Origin of the sequence: Spinactinospora alkalitolerans, assembly GCF_013408795.1 — a bacterium.
Taxonomy (GTDB): Bacteria; Actinomycetota; Actinomycetes; order Streptosporangiales; family Streptosporangiaceae; genus Spinactinospora; species Spinactinospora alkalitolerans.
The window spans coordinates 4,038,924-4,055,998 of sequence record NZ_JACCCC010000001.1 but is presented as its reverse complement, the minus strand read 5'-3'; the positions used below and the strand labels follow the sequence as shown (position 1 = coordinate 4,055,998).

Genomic DNA, 17,075 nt, shown 5'->3' with positions numbered 1-17,075 from the left:
TGCGGTTTCGCGAAAATGTCCCCACGGCATCCTAGGATTCCTCCTGTGGTGAAGACACAGGCGACCCCCGAACAGACCAGTTCCTCCCCGGCCGACCCGGCCGCCGCCCCGCGGGCCCGGCAGCGGCTGCTGCTGCTCGACGGGCACTCCATGGCGTTCCGCGCGTTCTTCGCGCTGCCGGTGGAGAAGTTCGGCACCAGTACGGGGCAGTCCACCAACGCCGTCTACGGCTTCACCTCGATGCTGGTCAAGCTGCTGCGCGATGAGCAGCCCACCCACATCGCCGTCGCCTGGGACCGCTCCGAGCCCACGTTCCGCCACGAGGCCTACGACGAGTACAAGGGCGGCCGAGCCGAGACCCCGCCGGAGTTCCCCGGCCAGGTCGCGCTGCTGCAGGAGCTGCTCGGCCTGCTCGGTGTGGCCAGCGTCTCGGTGGCCGGCTTCGAGGCCGACGACATCATCGCCACCCTGGCCGTCCAGGGCTGCGAGCGCGGCATGGAGGTCCTCATCGCCTCGGGCGACCGCGACGCCTTCCAGCTCGTCACCGACGCCTGCACGGTGCTGTACCCGGGCAAGAGCCTGTCGGACCTGACCCGCATGACCCCGGATGCGGTCGAGGCCAAGTACGGCGTCGCGCCGCAGCGCTACCGCGACCTCGCCGCCCTGGTGGGCGAGAAGTCCGACAACCTCCCGGGCGTTCCGGGGGTGGGACCCAAGACCGCGGCCAAATGGATCACCAAGTACGGCTCGCTGGACGGCCTCGTCGCCCGGGCCGACGAGATCACCGGCAAGGCCGGCCAGAGCCTGCGCGACCACCTCGACGACGTGCTGCGCAACCAGCGGCTGAACGCGCTGGCCACCGACGTCGAGATCGGTGCGGGGCTCGACGACCTGACGATGGACGGCTGGGACCGCGCCGGCATCAACACGCTCTTCGACGACCTGGAGTTCGCGGGCACGCTGCGCGAGCGCCTGTTCTCGGTGCTCGGCGAGGAGGAGTCCGAGGACGGCGCGGCGCCGGAAGAGGGCTTCAGCGTCGAGCTGAGCCCCCTGGGCACCGGAGAGGTCTCCGGCTGGCTGGCCTCCCACGCCACCACCGACGCCCGCGCGGGCCTGGCGGTGTCCGGCTCCTGGGGGCGCGGCGGCGGCGAGGTCGCGGACCTGGCGATCGCGGTGGCCGCCGGTCCGGCCGCGCACATCGATCCCGCGCTCCTCGACTCCGACGACGAGGCCGCGCTGGCCGCGTGGCTGGCCGACCCCGAGCGCCCCAAGGCCCTGCACGACGCGAAGGGCCCGCTGCTGGCCCTGGGCGCGCGCGGCTGGGAGCTGCGCGGGCTCACCAGCGACACCGCGCTCGCCGCCTACCTCGCGCTGCCCGGCCGGCGCAGCTTCGACCTCGCCGACCTGTGCACCCGCTACCTCAACCGGGAACTCGACGAGCAGCAGGCGGCGGGCGCCCAGCTCACCCTCGACATCGCCGGCGGCGGCGACGACGCCGCGCAGACCGCCCGGCACGACCTCGCCCTGCGCGCCAGGGCCACCCTCGACCTCGCCGCGGCCCTCGACGCCGACCTGGAGCGGCGCGGCGCCACCCGGCTGCTGCGCGAGGTGGAGCTGCCGCTGCTGCGGGTGCTCGCCGACGCCGAGCGCGTCGGCATCGCCGCCGACCGCGCCTACCTGGACGAGCTGGAGGCGGAGTTCGCCGCGGCCGTGCGCCAGGCGGTGCAGGAGGCGCACCGGGTGGTGGGCCGCGAGTTCAACCTCGGCTCGCCCAAGCAGTTGCAGCAGATCCTGTTCACCGAGCTCGGCCTGCCCAAGACCAAGCGGATCAAGACCGGCTACACCACCGACGCCGACGCACTGGCGTGGCTGGCCGCGCAGACCGACAACGAGCTCCCGGTCATCCTGCTGCGCCACCGCGACCAGACGCGGCTGCGCGTCACCGTCGAGGGCCTGATCAAGACGGTCGCCGACGACGGGCGCATCCACACCACCTTCAACCAGACGGTCGCCGCCACCGGCCGCCTCAGCTCCACCGACCCCAACCTGCAGAACATCCCCGTGCGCACCGACGCCGGCCGGCGCATCCGCAGGGCCTTCGTCGTCGGCGGCGGCTACGAGCACCTCCTCACGGCCGACTACAGCCAGATCGAGCTGCGCATCATGGCGCACCTGTCCGGCGACGCGTCGCTGATCGAGGCGTTCGAGACCGGCCACGACTTCCACGCCGAGATCGCGGCGCGGGTGTTCAAGATCCCGGCCGAGGAGGTCGGCGGCGAGGCGCGCGCCAAGATCAAGGCGATGAACTACGGGCTGGCCTACGGGCTCAGCGCGTTCGGCCTGTCCGGGCAGCTCGGGATCACCCCCGAGGAGGCCCGCGGCCTCATGGACGACTACTTCGCCCAGTTCGGCCGGGTCCGCGACTACCTGTACGAGGTGGTGGAGCGGGCCCGCCGCGACGGCTACACCGAGACGATGCTGGGGCGCCGCCGCTACCTGCCCGACCTCACCAGTGACAACCGGCAGCGCAGGGAGATGGCCGAGCGGATGGCGCTCAACGCCCCCATCCAGGGCTCGGCCGCCGACATCATCAAGGTGGCGATGCTCGACGTCGACGCGGGGCTGCGCGAGGGCGCGTTCTCCTCACGGCTGCTCCTGCAGGTCCACGACGAACTCGTGCTGGAGGTCGTCGACGCCGAGCTCGGCTCCGTCCGCGAACTGGTCTCGCAGAGGATGGCCGGCGCCTATGATCTCCGGGTGCCCTTGGCCGTTTCGGTGGGCGTCGGCCACAATTGGCACGACGCCGCGCACTGAGGACCGCTCGGCCGCGGGGCCGCGGTCCGACTCCGCGGCGGCGGGGCAAGGGCAGCGGGAAGAGGAGGAGTCGGAGATGTCGGCGGATCCGTCGAGCGGGCGCACGCGGGTGCTCCTGCCCGAGGACGAACTGCGCTGGCGCTTCTCCCGGTCCGGCGGGCCGGGCGGCCAGCACGTCAACACCTCCGACACCCGGGTCTCGCTGTCCCTGGACCTTTCGGCCACGGCGATGCTCTCGCCCGAGCAGCGCGATCGCGCGCTGCGGCGGCTGCAGCGCCGACTCGCCGACGGCGTCCTCACGGTGACCGTGCAGGCCTACCGGTCCCAGGCCCGCAACCGCGAGCTCGCCCGGCAGCGCCTGACCGCCCTGATCAGCGAGGCGATCGCACCGGGGCCGCCCCGGCGCCGCGCCACCCGGCCGTCCCGGGGCGCCAAGGAGCGCAGGCTCGACGCCAAACGCCGCCGGTCTGACCTGAAGCGGTCACGCTCGCGCCGGTTCGACGACTGAGGGCCCGCGCCCGCCCCACGGGCGCCGACGAGGGCGGACCCGGCGCCTCCGGACCGCGCGGCCCGGCGGCCGACCCTAAAATGTGATCAGAACGACATGGGTCCGTTTGGAGGATGCGGTTCCAATTGACCGCAGGCCCGGTGTCTCATATTCTGGCCGGAGCGTTGTGGATTCGCGCGTGCAACTCGACCCACGGACCGCTCCGGATACGGCAGGCCCGCCCGCCCATCCGGCCACGGCCCCACGGGGGAGGGGTACTGCGGTCGAGCCGGTTCCGGGGATCGGGCAGGGGAGGGCGTTTCGGCGCCGTCGTCCCGCCGTTCGCCTGATCGGCCAAGGCGAATCGTGTGGCTCCACGGCGTGCCCAACTTCCAACCCATGTCCGTCCGGAGTCCACCCACACATGACGAGCAGCACCGAGGCCACCTCGACACCGAAGGTAGCGGTCGACGACATCGGTTCCGAGGAAGCCTTCCTCGCGGCGATCGACGAGACCATCAAGTACTTCAACGACGGTGACATTGTCGAAGGCACCATCGTTAAGGTCGATCGAGACGAGGTCTTGCTCGACATCGGCTACAAGACCGAGGGCGTCATCCCCTCGCGTGAGTTGTCGATCAAGCACGACGTCGACCCCGGCGAGGTCGTGACCGTCGGCGACCACGTCGAGGCCCTGGTCCTCCAGAAGGAGGACAAGGAAGGCCGTCTCATCCTGTCCAAGAAGCGCGCCCAGTACGAGCGCGCCTGGGGCACGATCGAGAAGATCAAGGAGGAGGACGGCGTCGTCACCGGCACGGTGATCGAGGTCGTCAAGGGCGGCCTGATCCTCGACATCGGGCTGCGCGGCTTCCTGCCGGCCTCCCTCGTCGAGATGCGCCGTGTGCGCGACCTCCAGCCCTACGTGGGCCGGGAGCTCGAGGCCAAGATCATCGAGCTCGACAAGAACCGCAACAACGTGGTCCTGTCGCGTCGCGCCTGGCTGGAGCAGACCCAGTCCGAGGTCCGCCAGACCTTCCTCAACACCTTGCAGAAGGGCCAGATCCGCAAGGGCGTCGTCTCTTCGATCGTCAACTTCGGTGCGTTCGTCGACCTCGGCGGCGTCGACGGTCTGGTGCACGTCTCCGAGCTGTCCTGGAAGCACATCGACCACCCCAGCGAGGTCGTCGAGGTGGGCCAGGAGGTCACGGTCGAGGTCCTCGACGTCGACATGGAGCGCGAGCGCGTCTCCCTGTCGCTCAAGGCGACCCAGGAAGACCCGTGGCAGCAGTTCGCCCGCACCCACCAGATCGGCCAGGTCGTTCCGGGTAAGGTCACCAAGCTGGTGCCCTTCGGCGCGTTCGTCCGCGTCGAGGAGGGCATCGAGGGCCTGGTGCACATCTCCGAGCTGGCCGAGCGCCACGTGGAGATCCCCGAGCAGGTCGTCCAGGTGGGCACCGAGATCTTCGTCAAGATCATCGACATCGACCTCGACCGCCGCCGCATCAGCCTCTCGCTGAAGCAGGCCAACGAGAGCGTCTCGCCGGACCAGACCGAGTTCGACCCGACGCTGTACGGCATGGCGGCCGACTACGACGAGCAGGGCAACTACAAGTACCCCGAGGGCTTCGACCCCGAGAGCGGCGAGTGGCTCGAGGGCTTCGAGACCCAGCGCGACGAGTGGGAGCAGCAGTACGCTCTTGCGCAGTCCCGCTTCGAGGCGCACCGCAAGCAGGTCGAGGAGGCCCAGGCCGCCGAGGCCGAGGCCGGCACCGAGGCTCCGTACGAGGCCGAGGCCGCTCCGCCGTCGACCGGCGGTGGCGGCGGCGGCGCCCCGCAGAACGGCGCGAGCTCCAACGGCGGCGCCCTCGCCTCCGACGAGGCCCTCGCCGCGCTGCGCGAGAAGCTCGCCGGCGGCGGCGAGTAAGCCTCGCCCGAACGGTAGGTGGAACGCCGAGAGGGCCGCTCCCCGCAAGGGGGGCGGCCCTCCGCCTGTGTCCGCCGGATCTCAGCCGGGAAGCAGGGTAAAGCGTTCGCAGTGGCGCGGCCGGACGATTGAGAAGTGCTTGATGTCCACGGTCGCGACCTCGGTGATGCCCAGACGCTCCGCCGTCGCGACGACCGAGGCGTCGGCGGCGCCGAGAGGGAGATCCGCATACTTCTCGACGAGTTCGGCCATGCGCGCGTAGTCAGCCGAGGTGGGCTCGACGAGGTCCAGCTCCAGCCCGGCGCTCCGGAGGAACGCCGCCTCCACACGACTTCCGCAGCGGGGTTCGAGAAGCTGGCAGACCTCCGTCAGGATCAGCGTCGGCACACGCAATCGAGTGAAGTTGCGAACCATGAAGGCGCGGCATCCCTCGTGGTGCTGATGCGCTTGTTCAGCAGGGCCACGAGAGGGCCGGCGTCGCAAATGATCACTTACGGTGCTCTTCTCGGAGGATTTCCTTGTAGCGGGCCGAGAGGTCCGGCTCGGCGTCCATGACGCCAACCAACGCGGCGAGGTGAGGGGGGAGAGCATCCTCGACTTCGTGGCGTACGGTCTCCAACAGGCTTGGAACTCTCTCCTCCGGCAGCTCCTTGACCAGGCGCAGCAGTTCGCGGCGCTGGGGGGAGACCGGAGGGTCTTCTTCGGGCAGTGCGCTCATGCCTCCAGAATAAGCCGCCCTGCCCCGCCACGCTGGGTGATTTCGTAAGATCGTCGGCATGCTGAAAGTGGGACTCACCGGGGGAATCGGTTCGGGCAAGAGCGAGGTGGCGCGGCGGCTGGCCGAGTGCGGCGCCGTCGTCATCGACGCGGACAAGATCGCGCGCGAGGTCGTCGAGCCGGGCACGTCCGGGTTGGCCGAGATCGCCGAGGCGTTCGGGGAGGGCGTGCTCACCCCCGAGGGCGCGCTGAACCGGCCCAGGCTGGGCGAGATCGTCTTCGCCGACGAGGCCAGGCTCGCCGAGCTCAACGCGATCGTGCACCCGCGCGTGGGCGCGCGCACCGAGGAGCTGATGGCGGGGGCCCCGCAGGACGCGGTCGTGGTCTACGACGTCCCGCTGCTGGTGGAGAACGGCCTCGGCCGGCTCTACGACCTGGTGGTCGCCGTGGACGCCCCGGAGGAGACCCGGATACGCCGCCTGGCCGCCCACAGGGACATGCCCGAGGACCAGGCCCGCGCCCGCATCAAGGCCCAGGCCACCCGCGAGCAGCGCCTGGCGGCGGCCGACATCGTCATCGACAATTCCGGCACGGTCGCCGAACTGGACGCCCGGGTGGCGCGGGTCTGGAGCGAGCTGGAGCGCAGGTCCGGCTAGGGCCGCCTCCTCGGCCGCGTCCGGTGGGCGGGGACGCTCGACTCGCGGGCGTGCAGGTCGGAGACCTCGACCAGGGAGCGCCACACCCACACGAACAGCAGGCCCATGATGATGCTCACGGCACCGAGGAAGGTGATCCCGGTCTCGGAGGAGAACCGGCCGATCGACCCGGCGGAGGCGTAGGCGCCGCGCTCCAGCAGCAGGTGCCCGCCGAACAGGAGGGCCAGGACGCCGGGGATCCAGCCGAGCCGCCGACCCCATCCGCGTCCCCGTCCCAGGAGCCGGGGCACGTTCGCGGCGCTGCCGAAGCAGAACAGCGCGCCGCCGATCAGCGCAGCGGCCAGGACGAGTTCGAGGATGGTCTCCTCGATGAGGTGGATGGTCAGCGGCTCGGCGTACAGGGCCGACCAGGCCATGGCGACGCCGCCGGCGGCCAGTGCGGCGCCGGCGCCCCAGAGGGCCGGCGCGGAGCGGGCGAGTCTCCACATGTCGCTGTTGTCGCGTTTGAGCACCGGCACATTTTAGGGACTCCCGGCGGGGCCCGGGTGTCACAGGGGCCGCCTAGAGTGGAAACGCCAGGTATCCGCTAGGCAGGGGGACTCATGCGGCCGGTGACCGACATCCAGCGCAAGGTGACGCCGTTCGAGGTGGTCTCGGAGATGACCCCGGCCGGCGACCAGCCGACGGCCATCGCGGAGCTGGCCCGCCGCGTCGACGCCGGCGACGAGGACGCCGTTCTGCTGGGCGCCACCGGCACCGGCAAGACCGCGACGGTGGCGTGGCTGGTGGAGCAGGTGCAGCGGCCCACCCTGGTCATGCAGCCGAACAAGACGCTGGCCGCGCAGTTCGCCAACGAGCTGCGGGAGATGCTGCCCGGCAACGCGGTCGAGTACTTCGTCTCCTACTACGACTACTACCAGCCCGAGGCCTACGTGCCGCAGACCGACACCTTCATCGAGAAGGACTCCTCGATCAACGACGAGGTGGAGCGGCTGCGCCATTCGGCGACCAACTCGCTGCTCACCCGGCGCGACACGATCGTGGTCGCCTCGGTCTCCTGCATCTACGGCCTGGGCACCCCGCAGGAGTACGTCGACCGGATGGCCGCCGTCAGGGTCGGCATGGAGGTCGAGCGCGACGAGCTGCTGCGCAAGCTCGTCGAGATGCAGTACACCCGCAACGACACGGCCTTCACCCGGGGCACCTTCCGGGTCCGCGGCGACACCGTCGAGATCATCCCGGTCTACGAGGAGCTCGCGGTGCGCATCGAGATGTTCGGCGACGAGATCGAACGGCTCATGACGCTGCACCCGCTCACCGGTGAGGTGCTCGACGAGAGCGACGAGTACTACATCTTCCCGGCCTCGCACTACGTGGCCGGCCCCGAGCGGATGGAGCGTGCCATCCGCGACATCGAGGCCGAGCTCGGCGGGCGCCTGGCCGAACTGGAGCAGCAGAACAAGCTGCTGGAGGCGCAGCGGCTGCGGATGCGCACCACCTACGACCTGGAGATGATGCGCCAGGTCGGCAGCTGCTCCGGCATCGAGAACTACTCACGGCACTTCGACGGCCGCGAGCCCGGCAGCGCCCCCAACACGCTGCTGGACTACTTCCCCGACGACTTCCTGCTGGTCGTCGACGAGTCGCACGTGACGGTGCCGCAGATCGGCGGCATGTACGAGGGCGACGCCTCACGCAAGCGCACGCTGGTCGACCACGGGTTCCGGCTGCCCTCGGCGCTGGACAACCGGCCGCTGAAGTGGGAGGAGTTCCTGGGGCGGATCGGCCAGACGGTCTACCTCTCGGCCACCCCGGGCCCCTACGAGCTGGGCCGCACCGGCGGCGACGTCGTCGAGCAGGTCATCCGGCCCACCGGCCTGGTCGACCCGGAGGTGCTGGTCAAGCCCACCCAGGGCCAGATCGACGACCTCGTCCACGAGATCAGGGTGCGCGCCGAGCGCGCCGAGCGCGTGCTGGTCACCACGCTGACCAAGAAGATGGCCGAGGACCTCACCGACTACCTGACCGAGCTCGGCATCCAGGTGCGCTATCTGCACAGCGAGGTCGACACGCTGCGCCGGGTGGAGCTGCTGCGCGAGCTGCGGGTGGGGGAGTTCGACGTCCTCGTCGGCATCAACCTGCTGCGGGAGGGCCTCGACCTGCCCGAGGTGTCGCTGGTGGCCATCCTGGACGCCGACAAGGAGGGCTTCCTGCGTTCGGAGACCTCGCTGATCCAGACGATCGGCCGCGCCGCGCGCAACGTCGCCGGCCAGGTGCACATGTACGCCGACCAGGTCACCGACTCCATGCGCAAGGCCATCGACGAGACCAACCGGCGCCGCGCCAAGCAGTTGGCCTACAACACCGAGCACGGCGTCGACCCGCAGCCGCTGCGCAAGAAGATCGCCGACATCCTCGACTCGCTGGCCCGCGAGGACGCCGACACCCAGACGCTGATCGGCGGGAGCGCGCGCCAGCAGAGCCGAGGCCGGGCGCCGGTGCCGGGGCTGTCCTCCGCGGCCACAGGTGAGCGCTCCGCCGACATCGCGAACATGCCGCGCGCCGAGCTCGCCGACCTGATCGAGCAGCTCACCGGGCAGATGCACCAGGCAGCGACCGACCTGCAGTTCGAGCTGGCCGCCCGGCTGCGCGACGAGGTCAAGGAGCTCAAGCGCGAACTGCGCGGCATGGACGCGGCCGGGGTCTCCTGAGCGGCCCGGCCCCGGTTCCGGTGCACCTCGACGTCCACGTGGCGGCCGGCGCGGCGCCGCAGGAGCGCCGGGCGGTCGTCGCGGCGAGCGTGCAGCGGGCGGTCGCCATGGGCGCCACCCGGGTCCGTGAGGTCGACGAGCCCACCGGGGACTGCGTCGTCGTGCTCGATCCCGAGGGCGACGAGTTCTGCCTGCGGTGACGGCGGTGCGGCCGGGAACCACGGCCGGTCCCCGCCCGTCTGAAGTGACGAGACACCGGACCGCCCGGCCGGTGCAGACCCGAAGGGAACGTCGAATGCGCGGCCGGATTGCAGCGGTGACCGGTGGAGTGGCCCTCCTGGCCCTGTTCGGTGCCGGATGCGGCGTGTCGGTCTCCGAGGACGGTGACGTCTCGGTCTCCAACGGCGGCGAGGAGGTCTCGGGTTCGGAGAACGGCGTCGTGGTGTCCGACGGCCGGACTCTGACGGTCGCCGCGGACGGTGAGACCGCGACCGAGGACTGCGCGGGCCTCGACGTCAACGTGCTGGCCAGCGACACCACGTTGACCTTCAACGGCGAGTGCGGCGAGGTGAGCATCGCCGGCAGCAACACCGAGGTGCACGTCGGTTCGGCCGCGTCGATCAGCGTCACCGGTGCGGACAACGTCGTCTACTACGCCTCGGGCGAGCCCTCGATCAGCAACCTGGGTGTGAACAACACCACCGAGCAGGGCGGCAGCGCCACCCCCTAGCGCCGAGTCCGAATACGGCCACCGCTGTGAACAGCGGAAATGGAATAAGGCGGGCCCCTGTGCGCCATCGGGGCGCGGTCGTCGGTTACCGTGGAACGATTCGGCGCCGGTTCTGGTGAAATTGCATGGCGACAATTTCAAAACAAAATCGGAAACTTTGGTCGTTATCTCTACGTTCCGGCGCCGTAGGCGCTACGGTCTATTTTCGTAGCCATGACGCGACAGTATGTCACCGTTAGAACTCCAGCGGCGGCGCGCTGGGGCCCGCGTCCAGTGTGAAGAGCGCACGTGCGGCCAGGGAGGGATAAATGAGCGGTTATGTCGCCCGGGTGCGGCATGACGATCCGCCCGGCGATAGCGCCGAATTCGACCTGCTGGTGGGATCGGTCGCGAGGCGGTGGGCGGAGATCGATCCATTGCTGCCCGAGCCCTCGCATCCACGGCTCAGCACCTATCCGCTGCTGACGGTCAGCGACGAGTCCGCGCGCCCCGTCGCCACCGGGACCATGCGTTATGCCTGGTACCAGCCCGGCGAGGTCGGGCGTACCTGGGGTGTTCCCGACCAGCACTGGCTCACCCCGATCGTCGGCGGCCCCGACCCTGAGGGCGCTCTGGACTCGCTGCTCACCAGTTGGCGGGACCAGATGGACGACCTGCCCAGCGGCACCGGGTCGGAGTCGGCCGCGCTGCTGACCTGGCCGGCCCGCGACGTCTGCGGCGTGCGGCCGCTGCAGCGCCACGGCCTGCAGCCGTTCACGGTGCTGGCGGCCCGGCAGCGCCGCAGGGGGGTGCCGCCCTCGCTGCCGCCCCGCGACGTCACGATCCGGCTGGCCGACATGCAGGACCTCGCGGCGGTCGTCGGCCTGGTGATGGAGGAGCACCGCTACGAGGAGCACTTCGGCGGGGTGTTCATCCAGCCCGAGACCGCCGAGCAGACCCGCAGGGTGGTCGCCCGGGCCCTGAGTCGCCCGCCGTCGTGGATCTGGATGGCCGAGCGGCGCGGCCGTCCGGTCGGCCTGGTCTGGGTGTCCCCGCCCGAACGCGCCCGCTGGGTGGCGCCCCTGGTCAACGCCGGTCCCGCCGCCTACATCGGCTACGGCGTGGTCACGGAGCAGGAGCGCGGCGCCGGTATCGGCACCGCGCTGGTCAGCCAGGCCCACCACGCGATGGACAGCTACGGCATCGCGGTGACGCTGCTCAACTACGCGATGATGAACCCGGTGTCCGGGCCGTTCTGGAACCGGATGGGCTACCGACCGCTCTGGACGACCTGGGAGGCCCGCCCGGTGCTCGCGCTGCGCTGACCCCCCCCGCTGTCCGGACCGCCGGGCGGCGGGGCCGCGCCGATTCCGGTCTCCCTCTGGTGATCACCCGCCCCGACGGGTTACCGTCGGCGCATGCTCAACGCCGTTGCGTGGCGGCGGTGTGTCCGTGCGGAGGGAAGGTCGGATGAAGCGCACAACGTGCCGGGTCGGCGCCGCGGCGGGACTGCTCGCCCTGATCGCGGCGGCCGCAGTGCCGGCCCGGGCCGGGGAGGCACCGGAAGGGCCCGACCGCGACTCCGTCGCCGTCGGCCGCGGGGGAGCGGTCGCCACCGTGGACCCCGACGCCACTGAGGCCGGGATGCGGGTCCTGCGCTCCGGCGGCAACGCCGTGGACGCCGCCGTCGCCGCCGCGGCCGCGCTGGGGGTCACCGAGCCCTACTCCTCGGGTTTCGGGGGCGGCGGCTACTTCGTCTACTACAGCGCCGCCGAGGGACGCGTGCACACCCTCGACGGCCGCGAGACCGCACCGGCCGCCATGCGGGAGGACTCCTTCCTGGAGGACGGCGAGCCCATCCCGTTCGAGGAGGCCGTCACCTCGGGGCTGTCGGTCGGGGCCCCGGGCACGCCCGCCACCTGGGAGCGCGCCGTCGAGCAGTGGGGCAGCAGGCCGCTGCAGTACGTCATGCGCCCGGCCATCCGGCTGGCCGAGCGCGGCTTCACGGTGGACGCGACGTTCAACGAGCAGACCGCCGCCAACGCCGAGCGCTTCGCCGACTTCCCGGCCACCGCCGAGCTGTTCCTGCCGGGCGGCGCGCCGCCGGAGGTCGGCACGGTGCTGCGCAACCCCGACCTCGCCGACACCTACCGCGACTTCGCCCGGCACGGCGCGAGCGTGCTGGAAGGCGAGATCGGGGCCGACGTCGTCGAGACCGCGACCGCGCCGCCGGTCGCCCCCGGCGCCGACCGGCAGGTGCGGCCCGGCCTGCTGAGCGCCGGCGACCTCGCGGACTACGAGGTCGTCGAGCGCGACCCGACGCACGTGGACTACCGGGGCCTGGACGTCTACGGCATGGCGCCCTCCTCCTCCGGCGGCTCCACCGTCGGGGAGGCGCTCAACATCATCGACACCCGCGACCCCGCCGAGCTCGCGCCCGAGGAGATCCAGCACCTGACGCTGGAGGCGAGCAAACTCGCCTACGCTGACCGCAACGCCTACATCGGCGACCCCGCCCACGTCGACGTGCCCCTGGAGACCCTGCTCTCCGAGGACTACGCCCGGCAGCGGGCCTGCCTGGTCGAGCCCGACTCGGTCCTGGCCGCGCCCGTGGCCCCCGGCGACCCCGGGGCCGGGAACGGGGACGGGGACGCCTGCGCGCCCTCCTCCGCACCGGCCGGGCCGGAGCCCGAGGGGCCCTCGACCACCCACCTCGTCACCGCCGACCGGTGGGGCAACGTCGTCTCCTACACGTTGACGATCGAGCAGACCGGGGGCAGCGGCATCACCGTGCCCGGCCGCGGCTTCCTGCTCAACAACGAGCTCACCGACTTCGACTTCCGGGTCTCCGAGACCGGCGCAGGGGCCGCCAACCTCCCGGCCCCGGGCAAGCGGCCGCGCTCCAGCATGGCGCCGACCATCGTGCTGCGCGACGGCGAGCCGTGGCTGGCGCTGGGCAGCCCGGGCGGCGCGACGATCATCACCACCGTGCTGCACGTCCTCGTCGACCGCGTCGACCGCGGTATGACGCTGCCCGAGGCGGTGGCGGCGCCCCGGCTCTCCCAGCGCAACGCCGAGCAGACCCAGGCCGAACCGGGGTTCTTCGATACACCGGAGGAGAAGGCGCTGAGCGAACTGGGGCACGTCTTCGCCGAGACGCCGGAGATCGGCGCGGTGTCGGCGCTGGAGTTCCTCGACCGCGGCCGGATCCAGGCGGTGGCCGAACCGCGGCGGCGCGGCGGCGGGCACGCCGCCGTGCTCAGGGAGCGCGGGTGGGAGCCGCCCGGCCCCGGGTCCGGCGCGGCTCGTTAGGCTCGTGAGCGTCGCCGTTGACGAGTTCGAAGGGTGGTCCGGGCATGGATACCGCGCAGGTGGAGATCGTCGAGGTCGGGCCGCGCGACGGCCTGCAGAACGAGACCGCGGTCCTGTCGGTCGCCGAGAAGGTCGAGCTGATCGACCGAGCCGTGGCCGCGGGGGTCCGGCGCATCGAGGCGGTCAGCTTCGTCAACCCCAGGCGGGTGCCGCAGATGGCCGGGGCCGAGGAGGTCATGGCCTCGGTGCGCCGCGACGCCGGAGTGTCCTACATCGGGCTGGTGCTCAACCGCCGGGGACTGGACCGGGCGCTGGCCGCCGAGGTCGACGAGGTCAACGTGGCGATCCCGGCCACCGACGTGTTCTGCCGCCGCAACCAGGGCTGCACCGCCGAGGAGATGCTGGCGGCCTACGACGACATCGCCAAGGCGGCCCACGCGGCGGGAATGCCGGTCAGCGCGACGATCTCCACCGCGTTCGGCTGCCCGTTCGAGGGCGAGACCCCGCCGCAGCGGGTGGCCGACATCGCCCGGCGCGCCGCCGACTCCGGCGCGGTCGAGATCGCGATCGCCGACACCATCGGCGTCGGCGTCCCCGGGCAGGTCGCCGACCTGGTGGAGCGGGTGCGCGCCGTCGCGGGCGGGGCCGGGCTGCGCTGCCACTTCCACAACACCCGCAACACCGGCTACGCCAACGCCCTCACCGCCCACGAGCACGGCGTCACGGTGCTGGACTCCAGCATCGGGGGCTTCGGCGGCTGCCCGTTCGCCCCGGCGGCCACCGGCAACATCGCGACCGAGGACCTGCTCTACATGCTGCACCGCAGCGGCGTACGGACCGGCGTCGACATGCGCGGCATCGCCGCCGCCGGGACGTGGCTGGGGTCGCGGCTGGACAAGGAGCCCCCGGCGCTGCTGGGCCGGGCCGGGGGCTTCCCCGCGCCCGAGTGACCCGCCGGGGCGTCTCAGATCGTTGACGGGGAGGCGGGATTGTTCTCAGTCCCCGCCGCGGCTCTGCGGGCCTGGTGGGGATGCTGTCGGCGCGCGGCGTCCGGCGACGCGAAAGGCCGCGGGATCGCCGCTGCTCAAGGCCCCGGCCGTCTGCGGCGGGCGACCGGCACGAACCCGTGCGGCCGCCCTTTCGTACCGCCGGCGACGGCGCCGGCGGTGAGCAGCTCGCGCTGGGCGTGTTCGTGCCGCTCGGCCGACCAGCCGTTCCACGTGCGCGCCTGCCGGAGGCACTCGTTCCCGTGCTCGGCCGGCCAGTCGCGCAGCCGGGCCGGCCCGGCCGTGTCGCCGGAGCCGGATACCGGTGCAGATGGACGACGCTGTTATCCTGGTGGCCCGTGGAGTCCGAGGTCGTCGGCGGGACCAACCGCCGCCACCGCTCGGGCGCCGCACGGTCGCCCGTCGTTTTCGGGCGATCCGTAGCCATTCGACCACGGGAGCATCACTTTGGCATCCGCCGCGAGTACCAAACACCTTTTCGTCACCGGCGGCGTCGCCTCCAGTCTCGGCAAGGGTCTCACCGCTTCCAGCCTCGGGCGGCTGTTGAAGTCGCGCGGCCTGCGGGTCACCATGCAGAAGCTCGACCCCTACCTCAACGTCGACCCCGGAACGATGAACCCCTTCCAGCACGGCGAGGTGTTCGTCACCGACGACGGGGCCGAGACCGACCTCGACATCGGCCACTACGAGCGGTTCCTCGACACCGAGCTGTCCGCCTCGGCCAACGTCACCACCGGCCAGATCTACTCCAGCGTGATCGCCAAGGAGCGCCAGGGCGCCTACCTGGGTGACACCGTGCAGGTCATCCCGCACATCACCAACGAGATCAAGTCCCGCATCTACGCGATGGACGCCGCCGACGTCGACCTCGTCATCACCGAGATCGGCGGCACGGTCGGCGACATCGAGTCGCAGCCGTTCCTGGAGGCCGTGCGCCAGATCCGGCACGAGATCGGCCGGGACAACTGCTTCTTCCTGCACGTGTCGCTGCTGCCCTACCTCGGCCCCTCCGGTGAGCTCAAGACCAAGCCCACCCAGCACTCGGTCGCGGCGCTGCGCAGCATCGGCATCCAGCCCGACGCGATCGTGTGCCGCTCGGACCGGCCGATCACGCAGAGCCTGAAGAACAAGATCAGTCTCATGTGCGACGTGGACGAGGGCGGCGTGGTCTCCACGCCCGACGCCCCCTCGATCTACGACATCCCCAAGGTGCTGCACCGCGAGGGCCTGGACGCCTACGTCGTGCGACGCCTGGGCCTGGCCTTCCGCGACGTCGACTGGACCGAGTGGGACGACGTGCTGCGCCGCGTCCACCAGCCCGACCACGAGGTCACCGTCGCGCTGGTGGGCAAGTACATCGACCTGCCCGACGCCTACCTCTCGGTCACCGAGGCGCTGCGCGCCGGCGGGTTCGCCAACAACACCCGGGTCAACATCCGCTGGGTGGCCAGCGACAACTGCGCCAGCGAGGAGGGCGCCGCCAGCGAGCTCGACGGCGTCGACGGCGTGCTGATCCCCGGCGGGTTCGGCGTGCGCGGCATCGAGGGCAAGCTCGGCGCGGTCCGCTTCGCCCGCGAGAACAGGATCCCGCTGCTGGGCATCTGCCTGGGCCTGCAGTGCATGGTCATCGAGTACGCCCGCGACATCGTGGGCCTGGACGGCGCCAACAGCTCCGAGTTCGACGACAAGGCCAAGCACCCGGTCATCGCGACCATGGCCGACCAGACCGACGTCATCGCCGGCGAGCGCGACATGGGCGGCACGATGCGGCTGGGCCTGTACCCGGCCAGGCTCGCCGAGGGCTCCGTCGTGCGCGAGGTCTACGGCGACGAGGAGATCTCCGAGCGGCACCGGCACCGCTACGAGGTGAACAACACCTACCGCGTCCGCCTGGAGGAGGCCGGCATGGTCTTCTCGGGGCTGTCGCCCGACGGCCACCTGGTCGAGTACGCCGAGCTGCCCCGCGAGGCGCACCCGTTCTTCGTGGGCACCCAGGCCCACCCGGAGCTGCGCTCGCGCCCGACCCGCCCGCACCCGCTGTTCTCCGGCCTGATCACCGCGGCCCTGGAGCACGGCGCCGGCAGCGTCGGCGAGCGCCGATGACCGGTGAGCAGCGGGCGATGACCCGGGTGGCCGACTACCCGGAGTCCTGGCCGGTCGAGAAGAGCGTTGACCGCTACAGCGGCGCCAAGGCCGGCATGCGCACCGACTGGGTGCGCATGCCCGACGGCGACGGCGGCGACGAGGTCGTCCAGCGCGACAGGCTGGTCCACCCCGGCGCCGTCGTCGCCCTCGCGCTGGACGCCGAGGAGCGGGTGCTGCTGCTGCGCCAGTACCGCCACGCGGTCGGCCACCAGCTGTGGGAGCTGCCGGCCGGCATGCGCGACGTCGAGGGCGAACCGCCGGTGCGCACCGCCCAGCGGGAGCTGCTGGAGGAGGCCGGGTACCGCGCCGCCCTCTGGCACGAGCTCGCCGACTTCTTCCCCTCGGCCGGCTTCTCCACCGAGCGGATCCAGGTGTATCTGGCCCGGGACCTCACCGAGGTCCCGGCGGAGGAGATCGACTTCGAGCGGGTGCACGAGGAGGCCGACATGCCGGCCGAATGGGTGCCCCTGGATGAGGCCGCCGCGGCCGTGCTGTGCGGGCGGCTGCACAACGGCGCCACCGTCGTCGGCATCCTGGCCGCTCAGGCCGCGGCCCGCGACGGCTTCCGCACCCTGCGCCCGGCCTGACCTCCC

14 protein-coding genes and 1 pseudogene are annotated in these 17,075 nt (G+C 71.6%); 12 read left to right on the top strand and 3 right to left on the bottom strand.

Translation table 11 applies throughout. The features are described 5' to 3' along the window. Nucleotides 1–45: 45 nt before the first annotated feature. From polA to rpsA, 3 genes are all read left to right on the top strand, one after another. The gene (gene polA, locus HDA32_RS17980) at nt 46–2,814 is read left to right on the top strand and encodes a DNA polymerase I (RefSeq protein WP_312863232.1); all 2,769 of its coding nucleotides are present in this window, start codon (nt 46–48) and stop codon (nt 2,812–2,814) included. Nucleotides 2,815–2,890: 76 nt separating this feature from the next. After that, entirely contained in the window at nt 2,891–3,322 is a 432-nt protein-coding gene (gene arfB, locus HDA32_RS17975; protein ID WP_179644286.1) for an alternative ribosome rescue aminoacyl-tRNA hydrolase ArfB, read from the top strand. A gap of 403 nt (nt 3,323–3,725) precedes the next feature. After that, complete coding sequence (gene rpsA, locus HDA32_RS17970; protein ID WP_179644285.1) at nt 3,726–5,225, top strand: 30S ribosomal protein S1; 1,500 nt, start codon at nt 3,726–3,728, stop codon at nt 5,223–5,225. A gap of 81 nt (nt 5,226–5,306) precedes the next feature. Here rpsA and HDA32_RS17965 read toward each other — a convergent pair whose 3' ends face one another. Both HDA32_RS17965 and HDA32_RS17960 read right to left on the bottom strand, forming a co-directional pair. Beyond that, nucleotides 5,307–5,639, bottom strand: a complete 333-nt coding sequence (locus HDA32_RS17965) for a type II toxin-antitoxin system VapC family toxin (RefSeq protein WP_218882513.1) — start codon at nt 5,637–5,639, stop codon at nt 5,307–5,309. 73 nt (nt 5,640–5,712) lie between these two features. Then, entirely contained in the window at nt 5,713–5,943 is a 231-nt protein-coding gene (locus HDA32_RS17960; RefSeq protein ID WP_179644284.1) for a hypothetical protein, read from the bottom strand. 58 nt (nt 5,944–6,001) lie between these two features. On the opposite strand from HDA32_RS17960, the gene coaE reads away from it, so the two are divergent. Continuing rightward, nucleotides 6,002–6,598 (top strand): dephospho-CoA kinase, encoded by a 597-nt coding sequence (gene coaE / locus HDA32_RS17955; protein ID WP_179644283.1) that lies wholly within the window; start codon nt 6,002–6,004, stop codon nt 6,596–6,598. Here coaE and HDA32_RS17950 read toward each other — a convergent pair. Next, the gene (locus HDA32_RS17950) at nt 6,595–7,110 is read right to left on the bottom strand and encodes a hypothetical protein (protein WP_179644282.1); all 516 of its coding nucleotides are present in this window, start codon (nt 7,108–7,110) and stop codon (nt 6,595–6,597) included. The two genes, coaE and HDA32_RS17950, sit on opposite strands and share 4 nt — an antisense overlap. Nucleotides 7,111–7,200: 90 nt before the next feature. On the opposite strand from HDA32_RS17950, the gene uvrB reads away from it, so the two are divergent. From uvrB to HDA32_RS17910, 8 genes and pseudogenes are all read left to right on the top strand, one after another. Continuing rightward, nucleotides 7,201–9,309, top strand: coding sequence for an excinuclease ABC subunit UvrB (uvrB, locus tag HDA32_RS17945; protein ID WP_179644281.1), 2,109 nt, complete (start codon nt 7,201–7,203; stop codon nt 9,307–9,309). Next, a pseudogene (locus tag HDA32_RS17940) lies at nt 9,303–9,509 on the top strand (VOC family protein); the annotation flags it as partial. The gene uvrB and the pseudogene HDA32_RS17940, both read left to right, overlap by 7 nt. A gap of 95 nt (nt 9,510–9,604) precedes the next feature. After that, entirely contained in the window at nt 9,605–10,039 is a 435-nt protein-coding gene (locus tag HDA32_RS17935; protein WP_179644280.1) for a DUF3060 domain-containing protein, read from the top strand. Between the two features lie 308 nt (nt 10,040–10,347). Beyond that, entirely contained in the window at nt 10,348–11,343 is a 996-nt protein-coding gene (locus HDA32_RS17930) for a GNAT family N-acetyltransferase (protein ID WP_179644279.1), read from the top strand. Between the two features lie 145 nt (nt 11,344–11,488). Further along, complete coding sequence (gene ggt / locus HDA32_RS17925; RefSeq protein WP_179644278.1) at nt 11,489–13,330, top strand: gamma-glutamyltransferase; 1,842 nt, start codon at nt 11,489–11,491, stop codon at nt 13,328–13,330. Nucleotides 13,331–13,374: 44 nt separating this feature from the next. Then, nucleotides 13,375–14,280 carry a hydroxymethylglutaryl-CoA lyase gene (locus HDA32_RS17920; protein WP_179644277.1) on the top strand — a complete coding sequence of 302 codons (906 nt, stop codon included), beginning with the start codon at nt 13,375–13,377 and terminating at the stop codon, nt 14,278–14,280. Nucleotides 14,281–14,784: 504 nt separating this feature from the next. Further along, complete coding sequence (gene pyrG / locus HDA32_RS17915) at nt 14,785–16,440, top strand: CTP synthase (RefSeq protein ID WP_179644276.1); 1,656 nt, start codon at nt 14,785–14,787, stop codon at nt 16,438–16,440. Then, nucleotides 16,437–17,069 carry an NUDIX domain-containing protein gene (locus HDA32_RS17910; RefSeq protein WP_179644275.1) on the top strand — a complete coding sequence of 211 codons (633 nt, stop codon included), beginning with the start codon at nt 16,437–16,439 and terminating at the stop codon, nt 17,067–17,069. Before pyrG ends, HDA32_RS17910 begins: the two co-directional genes overlap by 4 nt. The last annotated feature ends 6 nt before the right edge of the window (nt 17,070–17,075 follow it).

Bases quoted from the DNA above. Each gene is read 5' to 3' on its own strand.
- uvrB (WP_179644281.1), top strand. From the start codon at position 7,201: ATGCGGCCGGTGACCGACATCCAGCGCAAGGTGACGCCGTTCGAGGTG.
- HDA32_RS17910 (WP_179644275.1), top strand. From the start codon at position 16,437: ATGACCGGTGAGCAGCGGGCGATGACCCGGGTGGCCGACTACCCGGAG.
- HDA32_RS17920 (WP_179644277.1), top strand. From the start codon at position 13,375: ATGGATACCGCGCAGGTGGAGATCGTCGAGGTCGGGCCGCGCGACGGC.
- HDA32_RS17930 (WP_179644279.1), top strand. From the start codon at position 10,348: ATGAGCGGTTATGTCGCCCGGGTGCGGCATGACGATCCGCCCGGCGAT.
- coaE (WP_179644283.1), top strand. From the start codon at position 6,002: ATGCTGAAAGTGGGACTCACCGGGGGAATCGGTTCGGGCAAGAGCGAG.
- arfB (WP_179644286.1), top strand. From the start codon at position 2,891: ATGTCGGCGGATCCGTCGAGCGGGCGCACGCGGGTGCTCCTGCCCGAG.
- HDA32_RS17960 (WP_179644284.1), bottom strand. From the start codon at position 5,943: ATGAGCGCACTGCCCGAAGAAGACCCTCCGGTCTCCCCCCAGCGCCGC.
- HDA32_RS17935 (WP_179644280.1), top strand. From the start codon at position 9,605: ATGCGCGGCCGGATTGCAGCGGTGACCGGTGGAGTGGCCCTCCTGGCC.
- rpsA (WP_179644285.1), top strand. From the start codon at position 3,726: ATGACGAGCAGCACCGAGGCCACCTCGACACCGAAGGTAGCGGTCGAC.
- HDA32_RS17965 (WP_218882513.1), bottom strand. From the start codon at position 5,639: ATGGTTCGCAACTTCACTCGATTGCGTGTGCCGACGCTGATCCTGACG.
- ggt (WP_179644278.1), top strand. From the start codon at position 11,489: ATGAAGCGCACAACGTGCCGGGTCGGCGCCGCGGCGGGACTGCTCGCC.